Source organism: Sphingobium sp. AP50 (assembly GCF_900109095.1).
Taxonomy (GTDB): domain Bacteria; phylum Pseudomonadota; class Alphaproteobacteria; order Sphingomonadales; family Sphingomonadaceae; genus Sphingobium.
In genome coordinates, this window is record NZ_FNYZ01000006.1 from 28645 (window position 1) to 54730 (window position 26086).

Annotated in this window: 26 protein-coding genes and 1 tRNA gene; 16 read left to right on the forward strand and 11 right to left on the reverse strand. The window is 63.1% G+C overall.

All coding sequences use genetic code 11. The annotated features are described in order from the left end of the window. The first annotated feature begins 2 nt into the window (after positions 1–2). Positions 3–1673 carry an MFS transporter gene (locus BMY84_RS12035; protein WP_093084130.1) on the forward strand — a complete coding sequence of 557 codons (1671 nt, stop codon included), beginning with the start codon at positions 3–5 and terminating at the stop codon, positions 1671–1673. Here the strand turns inward: BMY84_RS12035 and BMY84_RS12040 are convergent, their stop codons facing one another. Further along, a complete protein-coding gene (locus BMY84_RS12040) occupies positions 1674–2273 on the reverse strand; it encodes a nucleotidyltransferase family protein (protein WP_093084132.1) in 600 nt (199 codons plus the stop codon). A 151-nt stretch (positions 2274–2424) separates the two neighbouring features. Between BMY84_RS12040 and folE the strand changes: the two genes are divergently transcribed. The 5 genes from folE (at position 2425) to BMY84_RS12065 (ending at position 8517) form a co-directional block, all read left to right on the forward strand. Further along, positions 2425–3030, forward strand: coding sequence for a GTP cyclohydrolase I FolE (folE, locus tag BMY84_RS12045; RefSeq protein ID WP_093084133.1), 606 nt, complete (start codon positions 2425–2427; stop codon positions 3028–3030). Continuing rightward, positions 3027–3866 carry an SDR family oxidoreductase gene (locus BMY84_RS12050; RefSeq protein WP_093084135.1) on the forward strand — a complete coding sequence of 280 codons (840 nt, stop codon included), beginning with the start codon at positions 3027–3029 and terminating at the stop codon, positions 3864–3866. Before folE ends, BMY84_RS12050 begins: the two co-directional genes overlap by 4 nt. Before the next feature lie 87 nt (positions 3867–3953). Further along, positions 3954–4733 (forward strand): enoyl-CoA hydratase-related protein, encoded by a 780-nt coding sequence (locus tag BMY84_RS12055; protein WP_093084136.1) that lies wholly within the window; start codon positions 3954–3956, stop codon positions 4731–4733. A 170-nt stretch (positions 4734–4903) separates the two neighbouring features. After that, the gene (locus tag BMY84_RS12060) at positions 4904–7288 is read left to right on the forward strand and encodes a TonB-dependent receptor (protein ID WP_093084138.1); all 2385 of its coding nucleotides are present in this window, start codon (positions 4904–4906) and stop codon (positions 7286–7288) included. Then, positions 7288–8517 (forward strand): dipeptidase, encoded by a 1230-nt coding sequence (locus BMY84_RS12065; RefSeq protein ID WP_093084139.1) that lies wholly within the window; start codon positions 7288–7290, stop codon positions 8515–8517. Before BMY84_RS12060 ends, BMY84_RS12065 begins: the two co-directional genes overlap by 1 nt. A 90-nt stretch (positions 8518–8607) precedes the next feature. On the opposite strand, the gene mmsB is transcribed toward BMY84_RS12065, so the two are convergent. The 3 genes from mmsB to BMY84_RS12080 all read right to left on the reverse strand — a co-directional run bounded on the left by mmsB (position 8608) and on the right by BMY84_RS12080 (position 12033). Further along, on the reverse strand, positions 8608–9492 hold the full coding sequence (gene mmsB, locus BMY84_RS12070; RefSeq protein WP_093084141.1) for a 3-hydroxyisobutyrate dehydrogenase: 885 nt from the start codon (positions 9490–9492) through the stop codon (positions 8608–8610). A 130-nt stretch (positions 9493–9622) separates the two neighbouring features. After that, entirely contained in the window at positions 9623–10714 is a 1092-nt protein-coding gene (locus BMY84_RS12075; RefSeq protein WP_093084143.1) for an enoyl-CoA hydratase/isomerase family protein, read from the reverse strand. Positions 10715–10890: 176 nt separating this feature from the next. Beyond that, positions 10891–12033, reverse strand: a complete 1143-nt coding sequence (locus BMY84_RS12080) for an acyl-CoA dehydrogenase family protein (RefSeq protein ID WP_093084144.1) — start codon at positions 12031–12033, stop codon at positions 10891–10893. A gap of 122 nt (positions 12034–12155) precedes the next feature. Here BMY84_RS12080 and BMY84_RS12085 point away from each other — a divergent pair, with 122 nt between their 5' ends. Beyond that, positions 12156–13058, forward strand: coding sequence for a LysR family transcriptional regulator (locus BMY84_RS12085; protein WP_093084146.1), 903 nt, complete (start codon positions 12156–12158; stop codon positions 13056–13058). A gap of 35 nt (positions 13059–13093) precedes the next feature. Next, entirely contained in the window at positions 13094–13723 is a 630-nt protein-coding gene (locus BMY84_RS12090; RefSeq protein ID WP_093084147.1) for a class I SAM-dependent methyltransferase, read from the forward strand. 70 nt (positions 13724–13793) lie between these two features. Here the strand turns inward: BMY84_RS12090 and BMY84_RS12095 are convergent, their stop codons facing one another. Beyond that, entirely contained in the window at positions 13794–14417 is a 624-nt protein-coding gene (locus tag BMY84_RS12095) for an RcnB family protein (RefSeq protein ID WP_093084149.1), read from the reverse strand. Positions 14418–14568: 151 nt separating this feature from the next. On the opposite strand from BMY84_RS12095, the gene BMY84_RS12100 reads away from it, so the two are divergent. Next, entirely contained in the window at positions 14569–15501 is a 933-nt protein-coding gene (locus BMY84_RS12100) for an ABC transporter ATP-binding protein (protein ID WP_093084151.1), read from the forward strand. Continuing rightward, positions 15498–16268 carry an ABC transporter permease gene (locus BMY84_RS12105; protein ID WP_093084152.1) on the forward strand — a complete coding sequence of 257 codons (771 nt, stop codon included), beginning with the start codon at positions 15498–15500 and terminating at the stop codon, positions 16266–16268. Before BMY84_RS12100 ends, BMY84_RS12105 begins: the two co-directional genes overlap by 4 nt. A 52-nt stretch (positions 16269–16320) precedes the next feature. Here the strand turns inward: BMY84_RS12105 and BMY84_RS12110 are convergent, their stop codons facing one another. The 5 genes from BMY84_RS12110 to BMY84_RS12130 form a co-directional block, all read right to left on the reverse strand. Then, positions 16321–16641: a hypothetical protein gene (locus BMY84_RS12110; RefSeq protein WP_093012206.1), complete on the reverse strand. Its 321-nt coding sequence runs from the start codon at positions 16639–16641 to the stop codon at positions 16321–16323. Positions 16642–16732: 91 nt separating this feature from the next. Next, positions 16733–18136, reverse strand: coding sequence for an MATE family efflux transporter (locus BMY84_RS12115; RefSeq protein ID WP_093084154.1), 1404 nt, complete (start codon positions 18134–18136; stop codon positions 16733–16735). A gap of 90 nt (positions 18137–18226) precedes the next feature. After that, positions 18227–19156 carry a DUF808 domain-containing protein gene (locus BMY84_RS12120; protein WP_093084155.1) on the reverse strand — a complete coding sequence of 310 codons (930 nt, stop codon included), beginning with the start codon at positions 19154–19156 and terminating at the stop codon, positions 18227–18229. Positions 19157–19265: 109 nt separating this feature from the next. Beyond that, entirely contained in the window at positions 19266–19505 is a 240-nt protein-coding gene (locus tag BMY84_RS12125) for a hypothetical protein (protein ID WP_093084157.1), read from the reverse strand. Then, positions 19502–19834 (reverse strand): hypothetical protein, encoded by a 333-nt coding sequence (locus tag BMY84_RS12130; protein ID WP_093084159.1) that lies wholly within the window; start codon positions 19832–19834, stop codon positions 19502–19504. Before BMY84_RS12130 ends, BMY84_RS12125 begins: the two co-directional genes overlap by 4 nt. 116 nt (positions 19835–19950) lie before the next feature. On the opposite strand from BMY84_RS12130, the gene BMY84_RS12135 reads away from it, so the two are divergent. The 4 genes from BMY84_RS12135 (at position 19951) to BMY84_RS12150 (ending at position 23616) form a co-directional block, all read left to right on the forward strand. After that, positions 19951–20256, forward strand: a complete 306-nt coding sequence (locus BMY84_RS12135; RefSeq protein ID WP_093084160.1) for a plasmid stabilization protein — start codon at positions 19951–19953, stop codon at positions 20254–20256. A 185-nt stretch (positions 20257–20441) separates the two neighbouring features. After that, entirely contained in the window at positions 20442–22583 is a 2142-nt protein-coding gene (locus tag BMY84_RS12140; protein ID WP_093084162.1) for a TonB-dependent siderophore receptor, read from the forward strand. A gap of 56 nt (positions 22584–22639) precedes the next feature. After that, on the forward strand, positions 22640–22894 hold the full coding sequence (locus tag BMY84_RS12145; protein ID WP_093084164.1) for a hypothetical protein: 255 nt from the start codon (positions 22640–22642) through the stop codon (positions 22892–22894). Positions 22895–22953: 59 nt separating this feature from the next. After that, positions 22954–23616, forward strand: a complete 663-nt coding sequence (locus tag BMY84_RS12150) for a hypothetical protein (RefSeq protein WP_093084165.1) — start codon at positions 22954–22956, stop codon at positions 23614–23616. 16 nt (positions 23617–23632) lie between these two features. Here BMY84_RS12150 and BMY84_RS12155 read toward each other — a convergent pair. Continuing rightward, positions 23633–23722, reverse strand: a tRNA-Ser gene (locus BMY84_RS12155). A gap of 337 nt (positions 23723–24059) precedes the next feature. On the opposite strand from BMY84_RS12155, the gene BMY84_RS12160 reads away from it, so the two are divergent. Together BMY84_RS12160 and BMY84_RS12165 are read left to right on the forward strand one after the other, a co-directional pair. Further along, a complete protein-coding gene (locus tag BMY84_RS12160; RefSeq protein ID WP_371262415.1) occupies positions 24060–25064 on the forward strand; it encodes a lytic murein transglycosylase in 1005 nt (334 codons plus the stop codon). Next, complete coding sequence (locus BMY84_RS12165) at positions 25048–26061, forward strand: RlpA-like double-psi beta-barrel domain-containing protein (RefSeq protein ID WP_093084168.1); 1014 nt, start codon at positions 25048–25050, stop codon at positions 26059–26061. Before BMY84_RS12160 ends, BMY84_RS12165 begins: the two co-directional genes overlap by 17 nt. Positions 26062–26086: the final 25 nt, after the last annotated feature.

Below are 26086 nucleotides of genomic sequence, written 5' to 3' on the forward strand. Positions count from 1 at the left end.
CCATGGACAGCGCGACCCAGATTCCGCCCGAAGCGGCTCCGTCCCCTTTTTCCATTCCGGTTTTTCGCGGTATCTGGACCGCCAGCCTTGCCTCCAACTTCGGCGGCCTGATTCAGTCGGTCGGCGCGGCGTGGATGATGACGTCGCTGTCCGCTTCGCCGGTGCTGATCGCGCTGGTGCCGGCGGCGACCACATTGCCGATCATGCTGCTGTCGCTCTGGGCTGGCGCGGTGGCCGACAATCTGGACCGGCGCAAGGTGATGATCCTCTGCCAGTCGGCGATGCTGCTGACATCGGCTTTGCTGGCGGCGACGGCCTGGGCCGGGCTGATCACGCCCTGGCTGCTGCTGGGCTTCACCTTTGCATTGGGGTGCGCGACCGCGATTAACGGCCCTGCCTGGCAGGCTTCGGTGGGGGATATGGTGCCGCGCACGATCTTGCCCAGCGCGGTGGCGATGAATTCCATGGGCTTCAATCTGGCGCGCAGCGTCGGGCCGGCACTGGGCGGCGTGATCGTCGCGGCGGCAGGCGCGGCGGCGGCCTTTCTGGTCAATGCGATCAGCTATGTCGGCTTGTTGTTCGTGCTGGCGCGCTGGCGGCCGGACCTGCCGCCCAAGCTGCTGCCGCGCGAACGGCTGGGTGTGGCGATGGTGGCGGGCGTGGGCTATGTCGCTGCATCGCCCAAAATCAAGCTGGTGCTGCTGCGCGCAGGCGCCTTCGGTATTGGCGCTGCCGCCGTGTCGGCGCTGATGCCGCTGGTCGCGCGCGATGTGCTGGGCGGCGGGGCGCTGACATTCGGTGTGACCAGCGGTGCGTTCGGCATCGGGGCGGTGATGGGCGCGCTGTCCAGTCGGACGCTGCGCGCGCGTTTTTCGATCGAGACGATCGTGCGGTCCGCCGCGCTGACTTTGGCGCTAGGGACTGCGTTGACGGCGGCAAGTCCCTGGCTGGCGCTGGCGATCCTGGGCTATATGCTCGCCGGGGCCGGCTGGGTGCTGGCGCTGTCGACCTTCAACGTGTCGGTGCAGATGTCGGCGCCCCGCTGGGTGGTGGCGCGCGCGGTCGCGCTCTATCAGATGATCGCCTTTGGCGGGATGGCGGGCGGCGCCTGGCTGTTCGGCTGGATATCGGAACATCATGGTGTGGTCGTCGGCCTGTATGCGGCCGCGTCGACGCAATTTGTGGCGGCGATGCTGGGTTTCTGGCGGCCGCTGCCGCAGGTGGGCGACGATAATCTGGACCCGCGCGGCGACTGGCATGAGCCGGACACGATCATCCCGATCGAGCCGCGCAGCGGGCCGGTGGTCATCACCATCGAATATCATATTCCGCCCGGTTCTATCGTGCCGTTCCTGACGGCGATGAGCGAGCGTCGCCGCATCCGTCGGCGCGATGGCGCCCATGGCTGGCAATTGCTGCGCGATCTGGGCGAGCCCGACCTGTGGGTCGAGCGCTATCATGTGTCGACCTGGCTGGATTATGTGCGCCATAACCAGCGGCGCACCGTGGCCGACATCGCCAATAGTGAGGCGATTGCCGCCCTCCATGCCGGGCCCGACGCGCCGGTCGTGCATCGGCGGCTGGAACGGCAGACCGGATCGCTGCCGATCAGTCGCGCGCCGGATGCCCGCGAAATGAGCGATGCCATGACCGACCCCACCCGCTCAAGCTGATCAGTCGGGCGTTACCGATTTCCGGCCGGTCAGGTCTTCGGGCGTATCGATATCGTGCAGGATGGCGCCGGTCGTTTCGATCTGAAGCCCGTGGCTGAGCAAGGCGCGCGCACCCTGATCGCCCTTTAGCGCCAGCAATTCGGGGAAATGCTTACGCCCGATGAAGGCGGGGGGCGAGGAGGAGAAACTGTCGGTACTGGCGACGACGGAGCGTATGTCCTCAGCGGCCAGGCAGATGCGATTATAATGACTGGGCGGCACATCGGGCATGTCGGCCAAACAGATAAGGATGCCGCGTATCTTCTCGTCGGGCAGCACATGTTCGACCGCGCGGACGATGCTGCCCGATATGCCATCTTCGGGCCGGTCATTGACCAAAATCGTATAGCCGCGCCGGTCGAGCTTGCGATGGAGGACCGGCGCAAATTCGATCGGCCGCACCACGGCGACCAGTTCGGCAAAGGCCATGGAGGCGACGGTTTCCAGCGTATGCGCCGCCACCGGCTTTCCCCGCAGGTCGGCCATCAACTTGTCTTCCTCACCGAAACGGGATGAGGTGCCGGCTGCCAATAGGACGGCAGCGATTTTTTCTGTGCGCATGAATATCTTACGGCGTGACTTATAGTTGTGGCGATCCCTGTGGGAGCGATGTGCCACCGCAGCGATCTTGTGTCCAGTCACCCCGAAAGGGCTGGCCATCGCTGGGGCGAGACGCCATATGCGGACCAATTGATGGAAGGAGCGCCTGTTCATGGCATGTGAACTCGAAGCCGAAAGCGTCGGCGTAAGCAAGGAACCGGTCCCGGCGGAGGTCCAGGACGCGATCCGCACGCTGATCCGCTGGTCCGGCGATGCTCCCGAACGCGAAGGGCTGCTGGAAACGCCCGAGCGCGTCGCGCGGGCGTGGAAGGAATATTGCCGCGGCTATGGCGACGATCCGGCCTATCATCTGTCGCGCATCTTCCATGAGGTGGGCGGCTATGACGATGTCGTGCTGCTCAAGGATATTCCGTTTCAGTCGCATTGCGAACATCATATGGCGCCGATCGTGGGGAAGGCGCATATCGCCTATCTGCCGGGCCAATATGTGGTGGGCATTTCCAAGCTGGCCCGCGTTCTGCATGCCTTTGCCAACCGGTTGCAGGTGCAGGAGAGGCTGACGTCCGAAGTCGCCAACTGCATTCAGGAGCATCTGAAGCCGCAGGGCGTGGCTGTGGTGATCGAGGCGACCCATGGCTGCATGACCGGGCGCGGCGTGCGGACGCCCAATGTGATCATGAAGACCAGCCGGATGCTGGGCGTGTTCCGCGACGATGAAAAGTCGCGCGAGGAAGTGCTGAAGCTCATCGCTTCATGAGTGAAGCGGAAGAACCTGCCTATCGGCCGCTGGGCAAGGCGCGGAGCGATGCGGTGCCGGTCGGCGCGCCGCTGGCGCCCAAGCGGCTGGCGCTGGTCACGGGCGGGCACCGGCGGCTGGGCGGCATCATCGCCGCGACATTGGCGAAGGCGGGGCATTCGCTCGCCATTCACGGCAGCCATGACACGCGGCTCGATTCTCATCTGGCGCTGACGCTGGAAGAGGAAAAGACCGAGTGGGATGGCTTCGTCGTCGATTTCGCCGATCCCGAAGGAGCGGAGGAACTGATCGCCAAGGTGGCGGAACGCTTCGGTCGTCCGCCCGACATATTGGTGAACAGCGCCGCCATTTTCGGGCAGGATCGGCTGGAAACGGTGACGGCCGACGATCTGATGCGTCATTATGCCGTCAATTGCGCGGCGCCGACGATGCTGACCAAGGCCTTTGCGACGATCCCTGCTGGTGCAGGGGACCGGTGCATCGTCAACATCCTGGACCAGCGGATCGACCATCCCCATGCCGACCAGTTCGCCTATACCCTGTCCAAGCTGGCGCTGGCGGGGCTGACTCGGACCAGCGCCGCCAGTCTGGCGCCACGAGTGCGGGTCAATGCGGTCGCGCCGGGGCTGACGATCGCGACGCCGGATTATGACGAGGCGCAGATGGAACGACTGGGCGAGATGATGCCGCTCGCCCGTCTGCCGCAGGCGGAGGAGATTGCGCAGGCGGTGCTCTATCTGACCAATGCGACCGCTATGACCGGCCAGACCCTCTATGTCGATGGCGGCGCGCATCTCAAAAGCTATGATCGCGATTTCATGCATTTGTGCCGATAGGCGCGGCAGTTTTGCGCGCTGGATGGGGGCTGGCGCAGCGTCGCCGACGCCCATAGAGCGGTTGCCAACGGATAAAGGGAGATGGCTATGACCTATGAAACGATCCTGGTCGAACAGCGCGACGCGGTGACGCTGATCACGCTCAACCGGCCGCAGGCGTTGAACGCGCTCAACAGTCAGGTACTCAAGGATCTGAGCGCCGCCTTTGCCGCCTATGACGCCGATCCGGCCCAGCGCTGTGCGGTGCTGACGGGCAGCGGCGAAAAGGCGTTCGCGGCAGGCGCGGACATCAAGGAAATGGTGGAGAAGGACGCGGCCGACTTCTTCCTTCAGGATTTCTTTTCCGGCTGGCAGACGGGCGTGGTCGCGACCCGCAAGCCGTGGATCGCAGCGGTGCAGGGTTTTGCGCTGGGCGGCGGGTGCGAACTGGCGATGATGGCCGATTTCATTCTGGCGGGTGACACGGCGAAGTTCGGCCAGCCTGAAATCAAGCTGGGCGTGGCGCCGGGCATGGGCGGATCGCAGCGCCTGACCCGCGCGGTGGGCAAGGCCAAGGCGATGGAAATGTGCCTGACCGGCCGGATGATGGACGCGGCCGAAGCCGAGCGGGCTGGGCTGGTGAGCCGGGTGGTGCCGGCAGCGGAATTGCTGGACGAGGCGATCAAGACCGCCACCAGCATCGCCGCGATGCCGCCCATGGCCAGCATGATCAACAAGGAACTGGTCAATGTCGCGTTCGAGACGGGGCTGGCGCAGGGCATCCTCACCGAACGCCGCCTGTTCCAGATACTGACCGCGACGGAAGACAAGAAGGAAGGCATGACCGCCTTTGTCGAGAAGCGGCCGGGCGTCTGGAAAGGGCGCTAAGCCTTTCATAATATTTTGATTATCTCGCCACGGACTGAGAAATTCTCATTGGTCCGTGGTGGAGTTGCCCGGCACTCTCGTTTCACAAGAAAACGCGACAAGTCATGGGGAGAGGCGCACCGTCCGGTGCGACCTCTCTGCCATCGCGTTGTGAAACAGGGAGCCTTTGAATGTCCGTATCCTCGTCCATCCGTCTTTCCGCGCGCGCTGCGCTGCTATTGGCTTGCGCCTCTGGCGCGCTGAGCACCGCCCATGCGCAGGAGGCCGCTGGAGGCGATGAGAGCAGCATCACCGTGACCGGCCGCCGCATCTCGCAATCGGCGGAGGCGATCGGTCAGGACAAGGTGACGAATGTCGTCGCCGTGACGCGCGAGGCTTTGCTGTCCGCGCCGTCGGGTATCTCCGGCCTGAAGATGCTGGAGCAATTGCCGGGCTTCAACGTGCAGACCGATGGTGCACTGGGCCTTTATGAATTTGGCAACAGCGTGCAGACGCGCGCCTTCAATCTCGACCAGATCGGCTTCGTGGTCGATGGCATCCCGACCGGCCGCAGCGACGCCTTTGGCGGCAGCCCCGTCTTCCGCTATGTCGACAATGAAAATCTGGGCGTGGTGGAAGCGGCCGTGGGTGCGGGCGATGTTGGCCTGCCCAGCTATTCGACGCTGGGTCCGGTTGTGCAATATAACAGCATCAACCCGCAGGAAGAAATGGGGCTGTTCGTCTCCCAGAGCTTCGGCGACTTCAACATGAAGCGCACCTTCATCCGCGCCAGCACCGGGCAGGTTGGTCCGTTCCGCGCCTATGTCAGCCGTACCAAGCTGAACACCGATCTGTGGCGTGGGGACGGCACGGTGGATCGCGAACATTGGGAAGGCATGGTGCATGCGGACCTTGGCGGGGATAGCTGGGCGCGGTTCAAGTTCGTGTCGAACAAGTTCAACGACTTCGATTCCCCGACGCTGAGCCGCAGCCAATATCTGACCGGCACCGATGTCGGCGGGAAGAGCGGCCGGGATCGCGGCTATATTTCGGTCGTGCCGAACACCACGCCCGGCTTCGCCCCGATCGCCGGTGGCCCGGCCTATAGCAACGCCAACTATGCCTATACAAATACGCTGGCGATTAACGTGCGCGACGACAAGCTGTATGGCGGCACCGTCCATGCCGGTATCGCCGATGGCGTGTGGGCCGAAGCGACGGCCTATTATGAAGACAAGGGCGGCTATGGCGTGTCGCCGGATACCTATGCCAACAGCCTGCTCTATTACACGCGCGAGACGGCGGCCGGCATCGCGTTGACCGCGCCGAAGGGTACGCAATATGGCCTGTCGACCGTGGGTGGCGACCGTTATGGCCTGACCACCAAGCTGCACTGGGAGTTGGGCGCGCACACGCTGGAAACCGGCCTGTGGGCGGAGGTCGATACCTATAATCGCACGCAGGCGCGCTACAACACCACCGACGGGTCGCCCGCCAGCGCGCCGAACCTGAACGAACTGGTCTATGTTCGCCGCGACTATCAGTCGCAGCGCAACACGACGCAGGCCTTCGTCAAGGATCGCATCACCCTGCTGGACGACAGCCTGATCTTCGATCTGGGGATCAAGGCGCTGCACATCGACTATCGCTATAATGGCTATCGCGACTTCAACGATTATTACCGCAATGCGGGGACCACCGCTTCGCCGGTCTGGGTGGCGGGCTGGGGTCCGCAGACGCTGCGTACCAGCTATAGCGATGGCTTCCTGCCGCAGGCGGGCGTGCTCTACAAGCTGAACAACCAGAGCCAGGTCTTTGCGTCCTATTCGGAGAATATGGCGCTGCCCAAGGGGCTGGACGATATCTTCTCGGTCTCGCTCGCCAGCACGTCGGCCGGGGTGCCTGCGCCGGCGCCGGAACGCTCGCAGAATTTCGAGGCGGGCATCCGCACCAATCAGGGGCAGTTCTATGCCTCCTATGCGGTCTATTACACCAAGTTCAAGAACCGCATCCAGTCGATCGGGTCGATCCTGCCCGGCACGACCAACGTCATCGAAACCTTCTATCAGAATGTCGGCCGGGTGACGGCCTATGGCGCGGAATTCAGCGGCACCTACAAGCCGAGCTATCTGAACGGCCTCGCTTATTTCAACCTGAACGCCACCTATAATATCGCCAAGTTCAAGGACGATATCGTCACCGCGACGACCACCTATCAGACCGATGGCAAATATATCCCGGACAGCGCCAAGTGGATCGTCAATGGCGGCGTGACGATCGAGCCGGCGAGCTGGCTGGTCGGCAACATCTCCGGCAAATATACCAGCCGGCGCTGGTCGACCTTCGACAATTCGGCCGGTTCGAGCGTGAAGGGCTTCACCGTGTTCAGCGCCTATGTCGACATTGGCGATGGCTTCACCCTGGGGCCGGTGAAGGGCGTGAAGGCGCGGTTCAATATCGACAATATCTTCGACAAGGATACGCTGTCCTATATCTCGGCATCGGTGACGGGCGACGGCAATTTCCGTCCGCTCAGCCCGCGCACCTTCCAGTTCACCATTTCGGGCGAAATTTGATGCGGACTGTTTTGATGATGGGGGCAGCGGTCGTCGCGCTGCTCCCGCTGACCGCGCAAGCGGAGGCGCCGGTTGTCACCAAGCAGGTCTATCAGCTGCACCAGAAGCTGATCACGCTGGACAGCCATCTCGATACGCCCGCTTCGCTGGATCTGCCGGGCTGGTCGATCGAGGAGGAGCATGGCGTCCATAGCGACTTCACCCAGGTCGATCTGCCGCGGATGAAGAAGGGCGGTCTGGATGGCGGTTTCTGGGCCATCTATACGGGGCAGGGGCCGCTGACGATCGAAGGGTTCCGCAAGGCGCGCGACTTTGCGATCCTGCGCGGGCTTTCGATCCGCAACATGGTGGCGGCGGACCCGGCGAATTTCACGCTGGCGCTGGAAGCGAAGGACGCCGCGCCGATCGCGGCGTCGGGCAAACGTATCGTCTATATGTCGATCGAAAATGCCTATCCGCTGGGCGAGGACGTGTCGCTGATCAAGACCTTCTACGACATGGGCGTGCGGGTGTCGGGCTTTGCCCATTTCGCGCACAACCAGTTCGCCGACAGTTCGACCGATCCGTCGAAGAAGCCGCGCTATGGCGGGCTCAGTCCGCTGGGCAAGGAATTGCTGAAGGAAATGAATCGCCTCGGCATCGTGCCCGATGCGTCGCACAGCAGCGATCAGGTGCTGGACGATCTGCTGGCGCTTTCCACCACGCCTGTCCTGCTGACCCATTCGGGGTGCAAGGCGGTCTATAATCATCCCCGCAATATCGATGACGAGCATCTGAAGGCACTGGCGGCCAAGGGCGGGGTCATCCAGATGAACGCCTATGGCACTTACTTGCGGGCTTCCAAGCCCAATCCGGAGCGGCAGAAGGCGCTGATGGCGCTCTACGGCCAGATGCGGGAGGACGCCAAGCTGTCGCCGGAGAAGCGGGCCGAACTGCTGGCCCAGCGGCAGGAGATCGACAAGCTCTATCCCGATACCGACCGGCCGACCTTCGACGATTTCATGGCGCATATGCTGCATGCGCTGAAGGTCGTGGGGCCGGAGCATGTCGGCATTGGCCTCGACTGGGACGGCGGCGGTGGCGTGGTCGGCATGGAAGATGTGGTCGACCTGCCCAAGATCACCGCCGCGCTGCTGAAGGCGGGCTATACGCAGGCCGATCTGGAGAAGATCTGGTCCGGCAATGTGCTGCGCGTGCTGGCTGCGGCGGAGGCGGGCAAGGGGAAGTAACCTTTATCCGTTCGCTTCGAGCGAAGTCGGGAAGCTGCCAGCGCAGCGCTTGACGTTTCTCGACTGCGCTCGAAACGAACGGCGGTTGTGTTATTTTCCTTCCAGCATCTCGATCATCAGGGAGAAGTCGCGGGTGGCTTCGCCCTGATTGGCGAGGAGCTGGTAGAGGGCTTCGGCGGTATTGCCCATGGGGACGGAGGCGCCGACCAGTGCGGCGGCTTCGGTCGCGAGTTTCAGATCCTTGAGCATCAGGCCGACGGCAAAGCCGCCCTGATAGCCATTGTCGGACGGCGATTGCGGGCCGACGCCGGGGACGGGGCAATAGCTGGTCATCGACCAGCTCTGACCCGACGACACGCTGCTGATATCATAGAAGGTCTGCGGATCGAGGCCGAGTTTCTTGGCCATGGCGAAAGTTTCGCAGGTGGCGACCATGGTGGCGCCCAGCAGCATATTGTTGCAGATCTTGGCCGCCTGACCATTACCTGCGCCGCCGGCATGGATCACCGCCCGGCCCATGGCGCTGAGGATCGGCTTGGCGCTGGCGAAGGCGGCGTCGGTGCCGCCGACCATGAAAGTGAGCGTGCCGCCATTGGCCGCCGCGATGCCGCCCGAAACCGGGGCGTCGACCATCTCGAACCCCTTGGCGACGGCGGCTTCGATCACGCGGCGGGCGGTGGCGACGTCTATGGTGGAGCAGTCGAGGAAGAGGGCGCCGGGCTTTGCCGCGCCGAAGACTTCGGTGCCATAGACGCTTTCGACATGCTTGCCGGCGGGCAGCATCGTGACCACCGCGTCGGCCCCGGCGATCGCATCGGCGGCGCTGGTGGCGCGGACCGCGCCATGGCTTTGCGCCTTGGCCAGCGCCTCCTCCGACAGGTCGAAGGCGCGCACGGCATAGCCGTTCTTGAGCAGGTTGGCGGCCATGCCGCCACCCATATTGCCAAGGCCGATGAAGGCGATCGTCTGGGTCATGACTATATTCTCTCCCGCTTAGCTTCGCATATTTCCCGTGAATTTTGACATTTTATTGCGTGGGCCTGATCCTATCGGAAAGGCGGGGAAGTCGTGCCGAGCATAACCCTCACCCGCCAGATAGGACAGGTCAGCCCATCCCCGGCTCCACGCCCGATAGCGGGGTCCATTGCTTCTCCGGTGGCAGGGGCGCGAAGATGGCGTCGATCATAGCGTCGCTGGTGTCCTCCAGCGTCGCCGGGGACCAGAGGGGGGCATTATCCTTGTCGAAGATCACCGCGCGCACGCCCTCGACAAAATCGGGGCGGCGGATGATCGCGCAGGCAAGGCCATATTCCATCGCCATATTGTCGGCGAAACTGGCCTTGCTTCCGCCCTCGACCAGTTGGCGCAGCGCGACCTTGATCGTCTGGGGGGATTTGGTGGCGAGCACGGCCAGTTGCTTGGTTGCCCATTCGCCGCCATCGGCCTTCAGCGCGGCGACGATATCCTCCGCCCGGTCTGAAGCGAAGAGGCGATCGATCTCGGCGCGATGGGCTTCCAGCTTCGAGGGGGGCGGAACTTCGGCATTTTCGTCCAGTATCTCGCCCAGCCCCAGCGGATCGGCGAGGATACGGGCCTTGATCGCTTCCAGATTATCAGAGGCGATATAGTGGGTGGCGATGCCGATCGCCGCGCAATCCGATCCGTCGATGCGCGATCCGGTCGCCGCCAGCCAGGCGCCGACCCGGCCGGGCAGGCGCGGCAGAAACCAGCCGCCGCCCACATCGGGGAACAGGCCGATGCCGGTTTCGGGCATGGCGAAAGTCGTGCGCTCGGTAGCGACGCGGAAGCGGGCGGGGAGGGATATGCCGACGCCGCCGCCCATGACGATGCCGTCGATGAAGGCGACGATCGGCTTGGGGTAGACGAACAGCAGATGGTTCATGCGATATTCTTGCATGAAGAAGCGTTCCGCCTCGACACAATCGGCCTTCGCGCTGTTGGCGATCAGGGCGATGTCGCCGCCAGCGCAGAAGCCGCGCGAGAGTTTGGGATCGCCGTCGGCGGCGGGCAGATGATCGATCATGACCGCGACGACGCTGTCATCCAGCGCCCAGCCGAGCAGGGCTTCGTTGATCGCTTCGCACATGACCGGCGTGAGGGCGTGGATCGCCTTTGGTCGGTTGAGGCGGATGCGGCCGACACCGTTTTCGATTATGGTCAGGACTTGGTCGGTCATATCGGCTCCTTGTGCCGTTCGTCCTGAGTAGCCCCTTCGACTGCCTGCCAAGGCAGGCGCTCAGGACAGGCATTGAGCGAAGTCGAAATGGCGTATCGAAGGATCGGTGCTTCGATACGGGGCTTCGACTTCGCTCAGCCCCTACTCAGCACGAACGGATTTTCTTTCCTGCAAAATTACTGCCGCAACATGTCCCGCGCGACGATCATGCGCATGACCTGATTGGTGCCTTCCAATATGGAGTGCACGCGCAGGTCGCGCCAGAAGCGTTCGATGGGATAGTCCATCAGATAGCCATAGCCGCCATGCAATTGCAGCGCGCGGTCGACCACGGATGATCCGGTGTCGGTGGCGAAGCGCTTCGCCATGGCGGCGAAGCGGGTCTTGTCCGGCGCGTTTTCCGTCACCTTGACGGCGGCGGCATAGAGCAGGGTGCGGGCGGCCTCCAATTCGGTCTGCATGTCGGCCAGGGTGAACTGGGTGTTCTGGAAGTCCGCGATGGACTGGCCGAACTGTTTGCGATCCTTGGTATAGGTGACGCTTTCATCGATGCAGCGCTGTGCGCCGCCCAGCGAGCAGGCGCCGATATTGAGGCGGCCGCCGTCCAGCCCCATCATCGCGATGCGGAAGCCTTCGCCCTCCGCCCCCACCAGATTTTCGACCGGCACGCGGACGGCATCGAAATTGACCTGGGCGGTGGGTTGCGAATGCCAGCCCAGCTTGCGTTCCTGCGCGCCGAAGCTGACGCCCGGCATGTCCTTTTCGATGACGAGGCAGCTAATGCCTTTGGGACCATCCTCACCGGTGCGCAGCATGACGACATAGAGGTCATTTTCGCCGCCGCCGGAGATGAATTGCTTGGAGCCGGTGACGACATAATGGTCGCCGTCCCTGACCGCCTTCGTCTTCAGCGCAGCGGCATCCGACCCTGCGCCCGCTTCGGTCAGGCAGTAGCTGGCCATGCGGGTCATGGGGACGAGATCGGGGAGATATTTGTCCTTGAGCGCTTGGCTACCGAAACGGTCGATCATCCAGGCGCTCATATTATGGATCGAAATGAAGGCACTGGTCGAGGGGCAGCCATAGGCCATCGCCTCCATGATCAGCGCCGCTTCCAGCCGGCCAAGACCGATGCCGCCCGCTTCCTCCGACACATAGATGCCGCCAAAGCCCAGTTCCGCCGCCGCGCGGATCGTGTCGCGGGGGAAGATATGCTTTTCATCCCACTCGCCGGCATGCGGCGTGATCGCGTCGGCGGTGAAGCGCTGCGCCATTTCCTGGATCGCCCGCTGATCGTCGGTCAGGTCGAATTGGGTCATGCTCTCCTTCCGTCCTGCCGCGCGACAGGATCTGTCTCTTGCCTCTCTCTTAGCAATCTAGCGATATTGCCAGCAATGGGGAAGTTGTGCATGAACGCGCTGCAAATTTGCAGGGTGGGCCGATGTTCGACTGGGACGATCTGCGGGTATTTCTGGCGGTGGCGCGGGCCCGCAAGGTGGCGCCGGCAGCGCGAACGCTGGGGATCGACGCCACGACTATCGCGCGGCGGTTGGCGCGGCTGGAAAAGGCGCTGGAGGCTGACCTGTTCGAAATGGCCGGGGGCGAGCGGGCGCTGACGCCACGCGGGCAGGCGCTGCTGCGCCATGCAGAGGGCGTGGAAAGCGCGGCGCTGGCGGCGATGGAGGAAGTGCAGGGGCAGGGGCATCGCTTAAGCGGGCAGGTGCGGCTATCGGTGGCGGAGGGCTTTGGCGCCTGGGTACTTGCGCCGGGCATGGGCGATTTCAACCGGCGGCATCCGGGCATCAGGCTGGACCTGATCACCGCTTCAGGCTTCCTCAATCCGTCGAACCGGGAAGCGGACATGGCGGTGATGCTGGCGCGGCCGCAGCGTGGGCGGCTGACCGTGCGGCGGCTGGGGGATTATCGGCTGCATCTTTATGCCTCGCCCGCCTATCTGGAGCGGGTCGGGCGGCCGGGCAAGCCCGCCGATCTGCGCGATTGCACGCTGATCGGCTATGTGCCGGAATTCATCTTCTCGCCCGAACTGGATTATCTGGACGAGGTGGAGGCGGGGCTGGAGGCGCATCTGCGATCGACCAGCATCATCATGCAGCATCGGATGATCGTGCAGGGCGCGGGCATCGGCGTTTTGCCGGACTTTATCGGGCGGCGCGACCCCGGCCTGATGCCGCTGATGACCGACAAGGTGGAGATTATCCGCAGTTTCTGGCTGGTGATGCAGGATGATATGCGGCGGCTGGCGCGGATCGGCGCGGTGGCCGATTGGTTGCAGGAGAGGGTGGAGACGTTAAAGTCAATCGACGTGGCCCTTCCGTCTCGCTAAGGGAGTCGTAATGGATAGACGGTCGCATCTCGCACATGCAGCATAAGCCCAAGCGCAGCCGCGTGATCGCCTTGCAGAATGGCGAATTTCGCGCGCGCGCCACCGAATATCTCGATTTTCTGGCCGCCTGGGTGAAGAAGCCGCGCCAGACCGCATCCGTGGTGCCGTCGAGTCGGCATCTTGCGCGGTTGATGGTGGCGCAGATCGATCCGCAGGATGGCCGCGTGCTGGAACTGGGCGGCGGGACCGGGGTGTTCACCCGCGCGATCCTGGAAACCGGGCTGCCAGCCGAGAAGCTGGAAGTGGTGGAGATCAATCCGGCCTTCGCGCGCGGATTGCGCCGGCATTTCCCGCAGGTGGCGGTGCTGGAAACGCCTGCGCAGATCGTGTCGACCGCGACCGCCGGAGAGCCGGGCGACTATCAGATCGTGGTGAGCGGCTTGCCGTTGCTGGCGATGGACCGGGACATGCATCGCGACATATTGTCCGAATCCTTCCGCATGCTGAAGCCGGGCGGCAGTTTCGTGCAGTTCACTTATTCGATGCGCCCGCCGGTGAGCCGCGAGATTATCGACGCGCTGAACCTGGATGTGGAGCGGGTCGGCCAGACGGTGCGGAATTTCCCGCCCGCGACGGTTTTTCGCTTCTTCCGGCGTGGTGAGTAGGAACGGGCGAATAGGAACAGATGATCGAAAAGGGGCCGCATCGGGTGATGCGGCCCCTTTTTCGTTTCGGTCAGTAGAAGGCGCCGTAGATCACGTCGACCACCCGGCGCGTCCTGATCCGCACCAGCAGCAGGTCCGGGCCATAGCGCACCCAGCGATAGCCATAGGGCGGCGCGCCGATGCCGAGGCGGACATAATCGTCATAATAATAGCGCGACGACAGGAAGAGCGACGGCAGCAGCAGGCCGATCGACCAGCGGCGATAGCGATAGCCGTGCGGATAGCGGAAGACGGGGCCGGGCATCGGCCGGAAATTGGGCGGGCGTCCGGCGCCGGGGCGATGCGGCGGCTGCGGCTTGACCGGGCGCGGTGGCTGCGGGCGGCCGGGGCGAGGTGGCTGGATAGCCGGACCGCCTGTGCCGGGCCGGGGCGGCTGAATGGCGGGGCCGCCCGTGCCGGGACGGGGTGGTTGTGGTCTGGAAGGTTGGGGTCTGGAAGGTTGGGGTCTGGAAGGTTGGGGTCTGGGTGGCTGAACCGATGGCCCACCGGGGCGAGGCGGTTGGGGTTTCGGAGGCTGTGGAGCCGGGCGGGTGGTCGGCCGGGGCTGGTTGCCCTGATGCTGCTGTTGCTGGGCGAGGGCGATATCGGGAGCGATGACGAGCGCAATCGAGAGGAACAGCAACGGCTTTTTCATGATGCCTACTCCGCATGACGGGCGGCGATGCTAGACCCGCGCCGTTATGGCGGCAATGGGCTTTGCTTTTGATGGCGGCAGTGCGCGCGGCGGTTGCATAGCGGGGTTGCCGCCCTATCTTTGCCGCAACGCAAAAGGGGCAGAGCCATCCATGGCATCCATCATAGAAATTAAGGGCCTGACGAAACGCTATGCGTCGGGCTTCGAGGCGCTGAAGGGCGTCGACCTGAATATCGAGGAAGGCGAGATTTTCGCGCTGCTGGGGCCGAACGGCGCGGGCAAGACGACGATGATCTCCATCATCTGCGGCATTGCGCGGGCGAGTGGCGGCAGCGTGACCGTGGCCGGGCATGATATCGTGCGCGACTATCGCGGCGCGCGCACCGCGATCGGGCTGGTGCCGCAGGAATTGCATACCGACCAGTTCGAGCGGGTGATCGACACGGTGCGGCTGAGCCGGGGGCTGTTCGGCCTGCCGCGCAATGACGCCCATGTCGAGAAGGTGCTGCGCGACCTGTCGCTGTGGGACAAGCGCAACAACAGGATCATCGAATTGTCGGGCGGCATGAAGCGGCGCGTAATGATCGCCAAGGCGCTGAGCCATGAGCCGCGCGTGCTGTTTCTGGACGAGCCGACCGCCGGCGTCGACGTGGAATTGCGCCGCGACATGTGGAAGCTGATCGGCGGACTGCGCCAGACCGGCGTCACCATCATCCTGACCACCCATTATATCGAGGAGGCCGAGGAAATGGCCGACCGGGTGGGGGTGATCAATGGCGGCGAACTGATGCTGGTCGAGGAAAAGACCGCGCTGATGAAGAAGCTGGGCAAGAAGACGCTGACCGTCGTGCTGGCCGATCCGCTGGCGGCGGTGCCGGCCGAACTGGGCGAATGGCATGTCACGCTGGGCGCGGACGGGCATGAGATGGAATATATTTTCGATACGCAGGCGGAACGGACCGGCGTGTCGTCGCTGCTGCGCAGGCTGGGCGACCTGGGGATCGGCTATAAGGATCTGAACACAAGGCAGAGCAGCCTGGAAGATATTTTCGTGGAACTGGTGCATCAGGAGAAGGCGGCATGAGCCTCCAGAATTTTCGCGCCATCGCCGCGATCTACAAATTTGAGCTGCATCGCTTTCGCCGCACCCTGCTGACCGGATTGCTGGTGCCGGTGATCACCACGACGCTTTATTTCGTGGTGTTCGGCGGGGCGATCGGATCGCGCATGACGGAGGTGGACGGCATCGCCTATGGTGCGTTCATCGTGCCGGGCCTGATCATGATGTCGATGCTGACGGAGAGCATCTTCAACGCCAGTTTCGGCATCTATATGCCCAAATATAGCGGCACCATCTATGAACTGCTGTCGGCGCCGATCTCCGCGACGGAGACGGTGATCGCCTATGTCGGCGCGGCGGCGACCAAATCGCTGATCGTGGGGACGATCATCTTTGCGACGGCGCATCTGTTCGTCGATATCCATGTCGCCCATCCGGTCGCGATGGCCGGCTTCATGCTGCTGATCGCGATCAGTTTCTGCCTGTTCGGCTTCATCCTGGGCATCTGGTCGCAGGGATTCGAGCAGTTGCAGGTGATCCCGCTGCTGGTGGTGACGCCGCTGACCTTTCTGGGCGGCGCCTTTTATTCCGTGCATATGCTGGCGCAGCCGTGGCAGACGATGACCTTGTTCAACCCGATCGTCTATCTGATCTCCGGCTTCCGCTGGACCTTCTTTGGCCGGGGCGATGTGGCTATCGAATATAGCCTGTTGTTCGTCGCGGGGATGATAGCGCTGTGCCTGGGGATCATCGGCTGGATATTCCGCACCGGATACCGATTGAAGAAATGAAAAGGGCGGCCATTGGCCGCCCGCTTTTAACCACCGGTCAGGCTGTACCCTTTCAGGCGGCCTGGCTTTCGGGGGTGACGGCAAACAGGGTCACATTCTTATATTTGTCGTCGGTTTCATTATAGAGGCCGTACATCGCCTCGAAATTTTCATCGAGCACCTGAATGTCCGACAGCCCGACCAGCTTGAACGTGCCCAGCTTCAGCTCGCGCGGGGGCGTGCCGTTCCGGTCAGTGGTCACGGCGTCGATGAACAATTCATCGTGGCGCGTATAGAGGATGTGCGGCGCCAGCGTGACGACCATTTTATTATAGGTCACCTTCAGGCACTTCTGGAGCGCGATGGCTTCAAAAATCTCGGTCGGGGCTTGCATGATTGGCTTTCCCTGACCGATTTTGCTGATTCTTTCAATTGCTTTGTGCGCCGCACCATGTTCCTGTTGTGCAATCAATAGGATGAACCGTTCAGCCGGGCAGCAGGCCCAGCCGTTCGCGCAGACTCCAGCGGGTGATGAGCAGCAGGGCGACCGCGCCAAGGCCGCTGGCAAGGCCCAGCCAGATGCCGACTCCCTCCATATGCAGCGGAAAGGCGAGCAGGGTGCCCACGCCAATGCCCACGACCCAATAGCCGATCAGGGCGAAGATCATCGGTACGGTCGTATCCTGTACCCCGCGCAGCACGCCGGCCCCTACGGCCTGCGCCGCGTCGACAAGCTGGAACAGGGCGGCGATGGCGAGGAAGCTGACCGCCAGACCGGCGGTGCGGGCGTTCGCCGGATTGGACAGGTCGAGGAAGGCCGATACCAAAGTGCGCGGCATCAGGATCAGCAGCGCGGCGGCACAGCAGGCAAAGCCGGTCCCGATCATCAGCGCCAGCCAGCCGGCCCTGGCGATACCGGCATGATCGCGACGGCCATAGGCGATGCCGACGCGGATGGTCGCAGCCTGACCGATGCCCATCGGCACCATGAAGACCAGCGCCGCGATCTGGATCGCGACCGCATGGGCGGCGAGCGAGTCGCGGTTGATGAGGCCCATGAGGAACGCCGAGGCGTTGAACACGGTGGTTTCGAAGCCCAGCGTGATCGCGATCGGCAGGCCGAGCGCCCACACCTGCCGATGCCGTTCGCGATCGCGGGTCCAGAAGCGGCCCATCAGGCGATAGCGGCGGAAACGGCGATCGATCAGGATGACTGTCAGCAGGCCGAAGAAGAGGAAGCAGGAGGAGAGGGTGCTGGCAAGGCCCGCGCCGAACAGGCCGAGCGTCGGGAAGCCGAGATGGCCGAAGATCAGCGCCCAGCCCATCAGCACATTGACCGGGATCGCCGCCAGCATGATGATGAGGCCCCAGATCGGCCGTTCCAGCGCGGCGATGAAATTGCGCAGCGTGGTGAAGCCGAGGAAAGGGAGCAGCGCCCATTGCAGGCCGTGCATCAGATGCCCGGCCTCCCGCGCCAGATCGGCATCCTGACCCATGGCGAGCAGGATCGTTTCGCACTTCCAGAGCAGCACCCAGGCGGGGAGCACGAAGAAGAGGGCGGCGCGCAATGTCTGTTGCACGGTGCGGCGCACGTCGCGCACGCTGTGGCGGCGGCGGCCCCGTTCGCTGGCGATCAGCGGTGACGCGGCGGTGACGAGGCCCATGCCGAACAGCAGCAGCGCGTGGAACAGGTTGATGGCGAGCGCGCCGGCGGCCACGCTTTCTGCGCCCCGGCGGCCGAGCAGCAACAGGTCGCTGGCGGCGATGGCCGACCAGGCGATATTGCCCGCGATCATCGGCAAGGCGAGCGCGATCAGCGCGCTGGCCTCTATGCGCCAGGGGGAAGGGTGGGTCACGGTGCTGGTCCAGACATGTAATTCACACGTCATTGCGAGCGAAGCGAAGCAAGCCATGCTCGCGCGGGTGGATTGCTTCGCTTCGCTCGCAATGACGAATATTGGCGCGCCCTAGTAAAGGCGTCAGTGCTTCTTGAACAGATGCAGCGCGGCGACGATGATGCCGCCGACCACCAGTCCCACGATCGCGCCGCCGATGGCTGTCACCAGCCAGTGCAGGATGCTGCCGATTGCGGGCACGGCATGGGCCGCGCCCTGCGCGACATGCTCGATCGTGCCGGGGATCAGGTCGATATGGAATTCATGCAGGCCGTGGACGATGAGGCCGCCGCCGACCCAGAGCATGGCGGCGGTGCCGACCACGGCCAGTATCGACATGAGGACCGGCATCGCCTTAACCAGGCTGCGGCCGATCGCCTGTGTGCCTGCCCCATCCTTCTTGGCCAGATGCAGGCCGATATCGTCCATCTTCACGATCAGGCCGACGACGCCATAGACGCCCGCGGTGATCAGGATAGCGACGACGACGAGGATCAGCGCCTGTTCCCACACTGGCTCGCTGGCTACGGTGCCGAGCGAAATGGCCATGATCTCGCCCGACAGGATGAAGTCGGTGCGGATGGCGCTGGATACTTTCTGATTTTCCAGTTCGACCGAACTATGCGTCTGGGTCGCTTCCTCCGCGACGTCATGGCCGCCCTGAAAGGCTTCGAGCAGCTTTTCCGCCGCCTCGAAACAGAGGAAGGCGCCGCCCATCATGAGGAGCGGCGGCAGCAGCCATGGCGCGAAGGCGCTGAGCAGCAGGGCGGCGGGCAGCAGGAAGACCAGCTTGTTGCGGATCGATCCCTTCGCGATCTTCCAGATGATCGGCAGTTCGCGATCGGGGGTGAGGCCCATCACATATTTGGGCGTCACGGCGGCGTCATCGATCACCACGCCGGCGGCCTTCGACCCGGCGCGGCCAGCGGCGGCGGCGACATCGTCCAGCGAAGTTGCCGTCAGCTTGGCAATGCCCGCCACATCATCGAGCAGCGCGATCAGACCCGAAGGCATAAATTTCAATCCCCTGTTGCGGCCCCTGTTGCAGGTGATGAGGCCCCTGGCCCTGCCTCATAGATGGCGTGCATCGGGGGAGCAATGGATTGCGACGATTGGACAAATGTCAGTAGTTGCCGGGTGGATCGCTGGCGGGGAAGCTCTCGTCAGACTGTTCGTCGACCTTGTCCCACTGGCCCGGCCTGATACCCTGCTGCGGACCGGCGTCGCGGATATAGCCGCTGAAGCCTGCGGCCTCCATCTCATCCATATCCTTCGTTTCGCCTTCGCCCATCCATTCCCGCCAGCCCTTGAACGCCAATGCGCCAAGGCCGGTGACGATGGCCAGCTTTACCAGCCCTTTCATGACTTTCTCTCCTGCCCGTGATGGAGGTGGACCCAGTCGGCGCGATCATGGCCGACCGCTTCGGGGGAAAGGCTGATTTCGCCTTCCTCGTCGGCGCCGTCCGCCGCCGCTTCCGTTCCGGACGGCTGGGGAAGCGACCAGCGCTCGCGCAGCGCCGCGTCGATCATCGTCGCCCAGATGGCCGGATCGCCTGCCATGCGCATCGCGCTATCGGGTTCTTTCATGAGCGCAAGGATGCTGCCGGCATCCTCGACACGGGCGGGCCAGTTGTCCGGTTGCGACGCCGCGAGGTGGCGGGCCAGTCGCTCGATCAGGGAACGGTCTTCCATGCGGGTGAAACGCATGCCGGGGGCGGCCGTTCCCAGGCATCGTGACGATGGCGCATCGATATGAACATAGGTGAGGGCGAGGGGTTTTATAGGGGCATGATCAAAGGAGGCATGGGATGCCGCAGGGTGACAAGAGCCGCTATACCGACAAGCAGAAGCGCAAGGCTGCGCATATCGAGCAGAGTTATGAAGAGCGTGGCGTCGACCATGAAGAGGCGGTGGCGCGGGCCTGGGCCACGGTGAACAAGGATTCGGGCGGCGGCAACAAGTCCGGTTCCGGTCGTGGCAAGCCGGATAGCCATGCGTCTGCCCGGAAAGGTGGGCGCAAGGGTGGTGCGGCTTCGGCCCGCAGGAGCGCGGCGGATCGGTCGGCTGCGGCACGCAAGGGATGGGAAACCCGGCGGAAACGGGCGGCGGGATGAGCTGTGGCAATAAGGTGACTCTGCGTAGCTTTTGATATTGCGACGCTTGAAATTCTAAACCTAATATTGCGAAACATTATTATTAGCACTAATGCCGCGCCCGAAAGCGGGCTGGCCCCTTGCCACGGTATCTGACCGGCAGGGGATGAGGGCAGCCCGTTCGCCATCTTAGAACGGGGGTTGCAATGGTACGGAAATATTTCCTTCTCTTCGGTGCGTCGCTGGGCGCGATCACGGCCATGCCGGCAGCGGCGCAGACGCCGGCTGACGCCGCGCCGACGGAAGATGAGATCGTCGTCACCGGCACCTATACGCTGCCCAACAAGATCGACACGGCGACGGGCCTGGGCCTGACCGTGCAGGAAACGCCGCAGTCGGTCAGCATCATGACCGCGCAGCGCATCCTCGACCAGAATCTGATCAGCGTGAAGGACGTGATCGTCAACAGCGTGGGCGTGTCCGCCAACGAATATGACGATGTCCGCAACGGTTTTTATGCGCGCGGTTTCGAAATCCGCAACACGCAGGTCGATGGCGTTCCGGCGGCCTGGACGCTGGCGGGCGGCAATGGCGAAACCAGCATCGACGTGTCCATCTATGAACGTGTCGAGATCGTGCGCGGCGCGACCGGCCTGCTGTCGGGCGTGGGCGATCCGTCGGCTTCGGTCAATCTGGTGCGCAAGCATGCCGACGCCACGGACCTGACCGGCTATGTGAATGCCAGCATCGGTAGCTGGGATACCTGGCGCCTGTCGGCCGATGTCGGCGGTGCGCTGACGTCGGACGGCCGTATCCGCGCGCGGCTGGTGGGCCGCTATGAGGAAGGCGACAGCTTCATGGACGTCCAGCACAAGAAGAAGTGGGTTCTGTATGGCGTGGTCGACGCCGACCTGACCGACACGACGCTGGTGCGTGCGGGCATCAGCCATCAGGACACCAAGCCCAAGGGCGCTAGCTGGGGCGCGTTGCCGACCTTCTTCAGCGACGGCACGCGCACCAACCTGCCCCGGTCGCAGGCGACGGCGGCGGACTGGACCTATTGGAACTCCACCAACCAGAATATCTTTGCGTCGGTCCGTCAGGAATTTGGCGATCGCTGGAACCTGACCGTCAATTATAACCGTCTGAAGAACACCAGCAGCACGCAGTTGCTCTACCTCTATGGCACCGTCGACAAGGCGACCGGGACCATGGACGGCACCAACCCCTATAAGTCGGAGGGGATGAGCATCCAGAACAGCTTCGACGCGCAGTTGAAGGGTGACGTGTCGCTGTTCGGTCGCGATCATGAGGTTGTGCTGGGTGCGCTGCACAGCGTCCTGAAGCGTCATACCGACAATTATGTCGCGCCGCTGCCCTGGCTGACCGACCTGCCGGTGATCGGTCAGGAAGGCGTGCCCTATCCTGAGCCGGAATGGGGCACCACGCCGGTTCGCAACGAGCAGGAACGCATCAAGCAGACCGGCTATTATGGCGCCTTCCGCCTGAACGTCGCCGACCCGTTCAAGGTCATCATGGGCGGCCGTATCGCAAGCTGGAAGCAGAAGGGTTTCGCCTGGGGCACGACCAGCGACTATGGCGATGACAATGTGTTCATCCCCTATGTCGGCGCGCTTTATGACGTCACGCCGCACCATCGCGTCTATGCGAGCTTCACCAAGATCTTCCAGCCGCAGAACCTGTACACCAAGACCCGCGAACTGATCGACCCGCTCAAGGGCAATGCCTATGAAATCGGTCTGAAGAGCAGCTTCTTCGGCGATGCCTTGCAGACGTCGGTCGCGTTGTTCCGGATCGAGCAGGACAATGTCGGTCAGACCGATGGCGAGCAGATCGAGGTGAATGGCGTGATCTTCCAGCCCTATCGTGCGGCCCAGGGTGTGGTCAGCAAGGGCTTCGAAGTGGAAGCCACCGGCCAGCCGCTGCCGGGCTGGAACCTCAATGCCAGCTACAGCCAGTTCAAGGCCGAGGATTCGGATAATGTGATCGCGAACCCGGAACAGGCCCGCAAGCTGCTGAAGATCTTCACGACCTACACCTTGCCGGTGATGGGGCAGGACTTCACCTTTGGCGGTGGCATCAATTATCGCGGCAAGACCTATAAGGATGGCACCAATCCGGGCACGGGTCTGGCCGAGCGTTTCCAGCAGAATGGCTTTGCTCTCATCAGCCTGATGGCGCGCTATGCCGTGACCGAGCAGCTTCAGTTGCAGGGCAATATCGATAATCTGTTCGACAAGACATATTATAGCAATGTGGGCTCGTTCAGCCAGTATCGCTATGGCGCGCCGCGCAACTTCACGATCAGCGCGAATTATAAGTTCTGATCGCTGCGCGGTTGATCCGACGTTGAAGAGCGCCCTCCTCATGGGAGGGCGCTCTTTTGCGTTTTGGGTGTTGGCTGAGTGGTGCGGATATCCGCGCCCTTCAACGCCGCATAAAACGGATAGAGGAAGCGGAGAAGCCGAAGTCATCCCCGTTCAAGACCCTGTTCAGTTCCTTTGACGCATGGGTCGAGCGCGATGTGCTTCCCGGCATTAAGAGCGGGGCGCTGGACCGGCGGGATATGGTGGCGGTCGTCGCTGCGCTCCGTAGCTGGGAAGCGGACGGGACATGGGAGCAGGCACATGCTCACTGAATCAGCCCAGATATTTTCCGATCCATGATTTGGTAAAGTTATGAGCTTACAAACAGCGCATGTTCGGTTTTGTTATATTTGTTAGGATCATCTTGATCCTATTGACGCCAATCGCGCTCATCGGAGGCGCTCTCTTTCTGCTTCGCAAGAGGTGGCGGCGCACAAATCCCGAGCAGCGGATTAGGCGCGTCGCCATTGTTCTGGCTGGCCTACTGGTCGTCGCATCGCCCTATCTTCTATTTAAGGCCTACGAGCTTCGCTTTGTGCTAGCGAGAGTTCCAAGCCCGCTGCATGTTGCGTGGATTGAATATCGCCTCGAAGATTCCTTTGGCGGCATCGGTCTGCCGGGTGACAATGAAACCGGCCTTGTCGTTTATCGACTTACAGAGGCAAGTGCCCGATGGGCGCGCAGTATGGGGCCGCGACTAGGTGAAGCGTTGCCTGGCGGAGCAAGCCGTTGGCACGCAACGCCCGTTGATGAGAGTGGGGAGCACAACACTTGGCATCACTACGATAGCGAGGCGGACAAGCATGGCCATCCGGCCACCATCTCGGAATATCTCGATAAATATGGATTCTCGATCCCGATTGAAAAAGGTCGTGATGATGAAGCCAATCGCGCGATTCGAGCGCCGGGATCGTTCTATTCATATGGACGCGGGGGCAGCGTAACGATCGTCGATCCCGCGCGAGGGAAGGTATATTTCGCCTACGCGGGATAGATCGGATATTAAAGGCTGGCGGAAGAGGTGGGATTCGAACCCACGGACGGGTTGCCCCGTCGCCGGTTTTCAAGACCGGTTCCTTAAACCACTCGGACACTCTTCCACGCCGTTTCGGGGCTGGCAGCTTACGACAGGCTTATGGGTGAAACCGCCCGGCAAACTGAACTATACCAACCCCTTGTAACCACACTCCTAATTCCGCACTCAGGTCGGAAGCTCCGGTAGCTTTCAAGACCGCTGCCTTAAACCACTCGGCCACACTTCCGTTGCCCGCTTCCTAGCGTGCCGCGCTGGCTTGCCAAGTGTTAATTCACGTCCGCTCGGTTCATCGTCTTCCATGACCCGACGGCAAGAAGGGGTTTCATCTGTCACGCACCCTGTGCCACAACGGGCCTATGGGAGATTCTTTGCGTTCGTCTTTTCTGTCCTTGTTGCTCGGCATGGCCGCAGTCACGGGTGGCAGCCTGTTAGTGGGGCCTGCTCAGGCGCAGGATAGTGGTGATTTCCGGTCCTATCTGGAAAGTCTGCGGCCCAAGGCGCGGGCGATGGGGATCAGGGACGCGACGCTGGACGGCGTGTTCCCGACGCTGACCGCCAATCCGCGCGTGATCCAGCTTGATCAGAGCCAGCCGGGCGGCGGCGCCTATTCGCCGATCCCCAATTTCGAGCCCTATCGCCGCCAGCATGTCGATGCGGCGCGGATCAGTCGCGGACGTGTCGCCTATCAGGCGAACCGGGCGCGGCTCGCCCGGATCGAGGCGGAAACGGGCGTGCCCGAAGAGATCATGGTCGCCATCTATGGCCATGAAACCAATTATGGCAGCTATACCGGCGACTTCGATCTGATCCGGTCGCTGGCGACCCTGTCCTGGGAAGGGCGACGGCGCAGCCTGTTCGAGCCGGAATTGCTGGCGACGCTCAAGATGCTGGACAATGGCGTGCCGCGCAGTCGGCTGGTCGGCAGCTGGGCGGGGGCGACCGGCTATCCGCAATTTCTGCCCAGCGTCTATCTGCGCATCGCCAAGGATGGCGATGGAGATGGCAAGGCCGATATCTGGACCAGCGAGGCGGATGCACTGGCATCCATCGCCAATTATTTCGTGCAGTCGGGATGGCGCAAGGGCCAGCCCTGGGGTGTGGCGGTGAGCGTGCCGGCGAGTTTCAACCGGGCATCCGTTCTGGCCAAGACCGAGCCGGCCCGCTGTCCGCGCGTGTTCAACCGGCATAGCCGTTGGCTGTCCATGGCGGAGTGGCGCAAGCTGGGCCTGTTCCCCAATAGCGGCGTGTGGCCGGCGGACGGGGTGATGGCGACGCTGCTGGAGCCGGACGGACCGGGCAAGACCGCCTATCTGCTGACCAGCAACTATCGGGCGATCCTGGATTATAATTGTTCCAACTTCTATGCCTTGTCGGTGGGATTGCTGGCGGATGCTGTCAAACAATAAGGGGATGGCGGTGATCGCCATGCTGATGGCGATCGCGACTGGCGGACGATTGGCGGCGCAGCCTCAAGGGCGGGCGATGGTCGAGGATGGCACGCCGATATTGGGTGCGCCCTATGCCATTGCAGGCACGCGCTATACGCCTGTAGATCCGGTCTATTATGACGAGGTCGGCTATGCCGGGACGGTCGAGGGTGGCAGTCAGGGCGGCACGACCGCAACGGGCGAGGCTTTCATTCCGTCCGCCATCACCGCCGCGAGCAAGACCTTGCCCTTGCCAAGCTATGTCGAAGTGACGGCGCTGGATAGCGGGCGGACGATATTGGTGCGGGTGAATGATCGCGGGCCGATGCGTAATGACCAGTTGATCGCCCTGTCGCCGGGCGCTGCGGCGCAACTGGGCATCGCCGGGCAGGGCGCTGCGGCGGTGCGCGTGCGGCGGGTCAATCCGCCCGAACAGGAACGCGCAGCCCTGCGCAGCCATGGTCAGGCGGCAGAGCGGCTGGAAACGCCAGCGGCGTTGCTCAAGGTATTGCGGGGTAAGCTGGTGCCGGTTCGTGCTGCTGCGTCTTCGCCCTTGGCGCAGCCGACAAAGCCCAAGCCCGCGATAGCTCAGGCGAAACCGGCAATCGCAGGCCGACTGGGGGCGGATTTCGACAGGCCTGCCGCCGCGCCAAAGCCCGTAACACCACCTGCCAAGGCTCCGCCCAAAGCCGTGGCCACACCGGCCAAGGCGGTTCCCGCACCCAAGCCAGCGCCTGCACCGGCAACCGCGCCTGTAAAGGCGGGCGGCTATGTCGTACAGGTTGGCGCCTATTCCTCCCAATCGCGGGCTGATGCGCTGGCGAAGAGCCTTGGCGGGCGGGTCGAGGCAGCGGGCGGGGTATGGCGTGTAAGGCTTGGCCCCTATACCACGAAGCAGGCGGCCCAGGCCAGCGTGCGCACGGCAGCGGGCAAGGGCTTTGAGAATGCCACCATCATGGCTAATGACGCGCGATAGAGATCGCGGACTACGAGCGATTCCA

What these genes read in the sequence shown, in the direction of transcription:
- BMY84_RS12035 (WP_093084130.1), top strand. Translation starts at nt 3, where the DNA reads ATGGACAGCGCGACCCAGATTCCGCCCGAAGCGGCTCCGTCCCCTTTT.
- BMY84_RS12040 (WP_093084132.1), bottom strand. Translation starts at nt 2,273, where the DNA reads ATGCGCACAGAAAAAATCGCTGCCGTCCTATTGGCAGCCGGCACCTCA.
- folE (WP_093084133.1), top strand. Translation starts at nt 2,425, where the DNA reads ATGGCATGTGAACTCGAAGCCGAAAGCGTCGGCGTAAGCAAGGAACCG.
- BMY84_RS12050 (WP_093084135.1), top strand. Translation starts at nt 3,027, where the DNA reads ATGAGTGAAGCGGAAGAACCTGCCTATCGGCCGCTGGGCAAGGCGCGG.
- BMY84_RS12055 (WP_093084136.1), top strand. Translation starts at nt 3,954, where the DNA reads ATGACCTATGAAACGATCCTGGTCGAACAGCGCGACGCGGTGACGCTG.
- BMY84_RS12060 (WP_093084138.1), top strand. Translation starts at nt 4,904, where the DNA reads ATGTCCGTATCCTCGTCCATCCGTCTTTCCGCGCGCGCTGCGCTGCTA.
- BMY84_RS12065 (WP_093084139.1), top strand. Translation starts at nt 7,288, where the DNA reads ATGCGGACTGTTTTGATGATGGGGGCAGCGGTCGTCGCGCTGCTCCCG.
- mmsB (WP_093084141.1), bottom strand. Translation starts at nt 9,492, where the DNA reads ATGACCCAGACGATCGCCTTCATCGGCCTTGGCAATATGGGTGGCGGC.
- BMY84_RS12075 (WP_093084143.1), bottom strand. Translation starts at nt 10,714, where the DNA reads ATGACCGACCAAGTCCTGACCATAATCGAAAACGGTGTCGGCCGCATC.
- BMY84_RS12080 (WP_093084144.1), bottom strand. Translation starts at nt 12,033, where the DNA reads ATGACCCAATTCGACCTGACCGACGATCAGCGGGCGATCCAGGAAATG.
- BMY84_RS12085 (WP_093084146.1), top strand. Translation starts at nt 12,156, where the DNA reads ATGTTCGACTGGGACGATCTGCGGGTATTTCTGGCGGTGGCGCGGGCC.
- BMY84_RS12090 (WP_093084147.1), top strand. Translation starts at nt 13,094, where the DNA reads ATGCAGCATAAGCCCAAGCGCAGCCGCGTGATCGCCTTGCAGAATGGC.
- BMY84_RS12095 (WP_093084149.1), bottom strand. Translation starts at nt 14,417, where the DNA reads ATGAAAAAGCCGTTGCTGTTCCTCTCGATTGCGCTCGTCATCGCTCCC.
- BMY84_RS12100 (WP_093084151.1), top strand. Translation starts at nt 14,569, where the DNA reads ATGGCATCCATCATAGAAATTAAGGGCCTGACGAAACGCTATGCGTCG.
- BMY84_RS12105 (WP_093084152.1), top strand. Translation starts at nt 15,498, where the DNA reads ATGAGCCTCCAGAATTTTCGCGCCATCGCCGCGATCTACAAATTTGAG.
- BMY84_RS12110 (WP_093012206.1), bottom strand. Translation starts at nt 16,641, where the DNA reads ATGCAAGCCCCGACCGAGATTTTTGAAGCCATCGCGCTCCAGAAGTGC.
- BMY84_RS12115 (WP_093084154.1), bottom strand. Translation starts at nt 18,136, where the DNA reads ATGACGTGTGAATTACATGTCTGGACCAGCACCGTGACCCACCCTTCC.
- BMY84_RS12120 (WP_093084155.1), bottom strand. Translation starts at nt 19,156, where the DNA reads ATGCCTTCGGGTCTGATCGCGCTGCTCGATGATGTGGCGGGCATTGCC.
- BMY84_RS12125 (WP_093084157.1), bottom strand. Translation starts at nt 19,505, where the DNA reads ATGAAAGGGCTGGTAAAGCTGGCCATCGTCACCGGCCTTGGCGCATTG.
- BMY84_RS12130 (WP_093084159.1), bottom strand. Translation starts at nt 19,834, where the DNA reads ATGGAAGACCGTTCCCTGATCGAGCGACTGGCCCGCCACCTCGCGGCG.
- BMY84_RS12135 (WP_093084160.1), top strand. Translation starts at nt 19,951, where the DNA reads ATGCCGCAGGGTGACAAGAGCCGCTATACCGACAAGCAGAAGCGCAAG.
- BMY84_RS12140 (WP_093084162.1), top strand. Translation starts at nt 20,442, where the DNA reads ATGGTACGGAAATATTTCCTTCTCTTCGGTGCGTCGCTGGGCGCGATC.
- BMY84_RS12150 (WP_093084165.1), top strand. Translation starts at nt 22,954, where the DNA reads ATGTTCGGTTTTGTTATATTTGTTAGGATCATCTTGATCCTATTGACG.
- BMY84_RS12160 (WP_371262415.1), top strand. Translation starts at nt 24,060, where the DNA reads ATGGCCGCAGTCACGGGTGGCAGCCTGTTAGTGGGGCCTGCTCAGGCG.
- BMY84_RS12165 (WP_093084168.1), top strand. Translation starts at nt 25,048, where the DNA reads ATGCTGTCAAACAATAAGGGGATGGCGGTGATCGCCATGCTGATGGCG.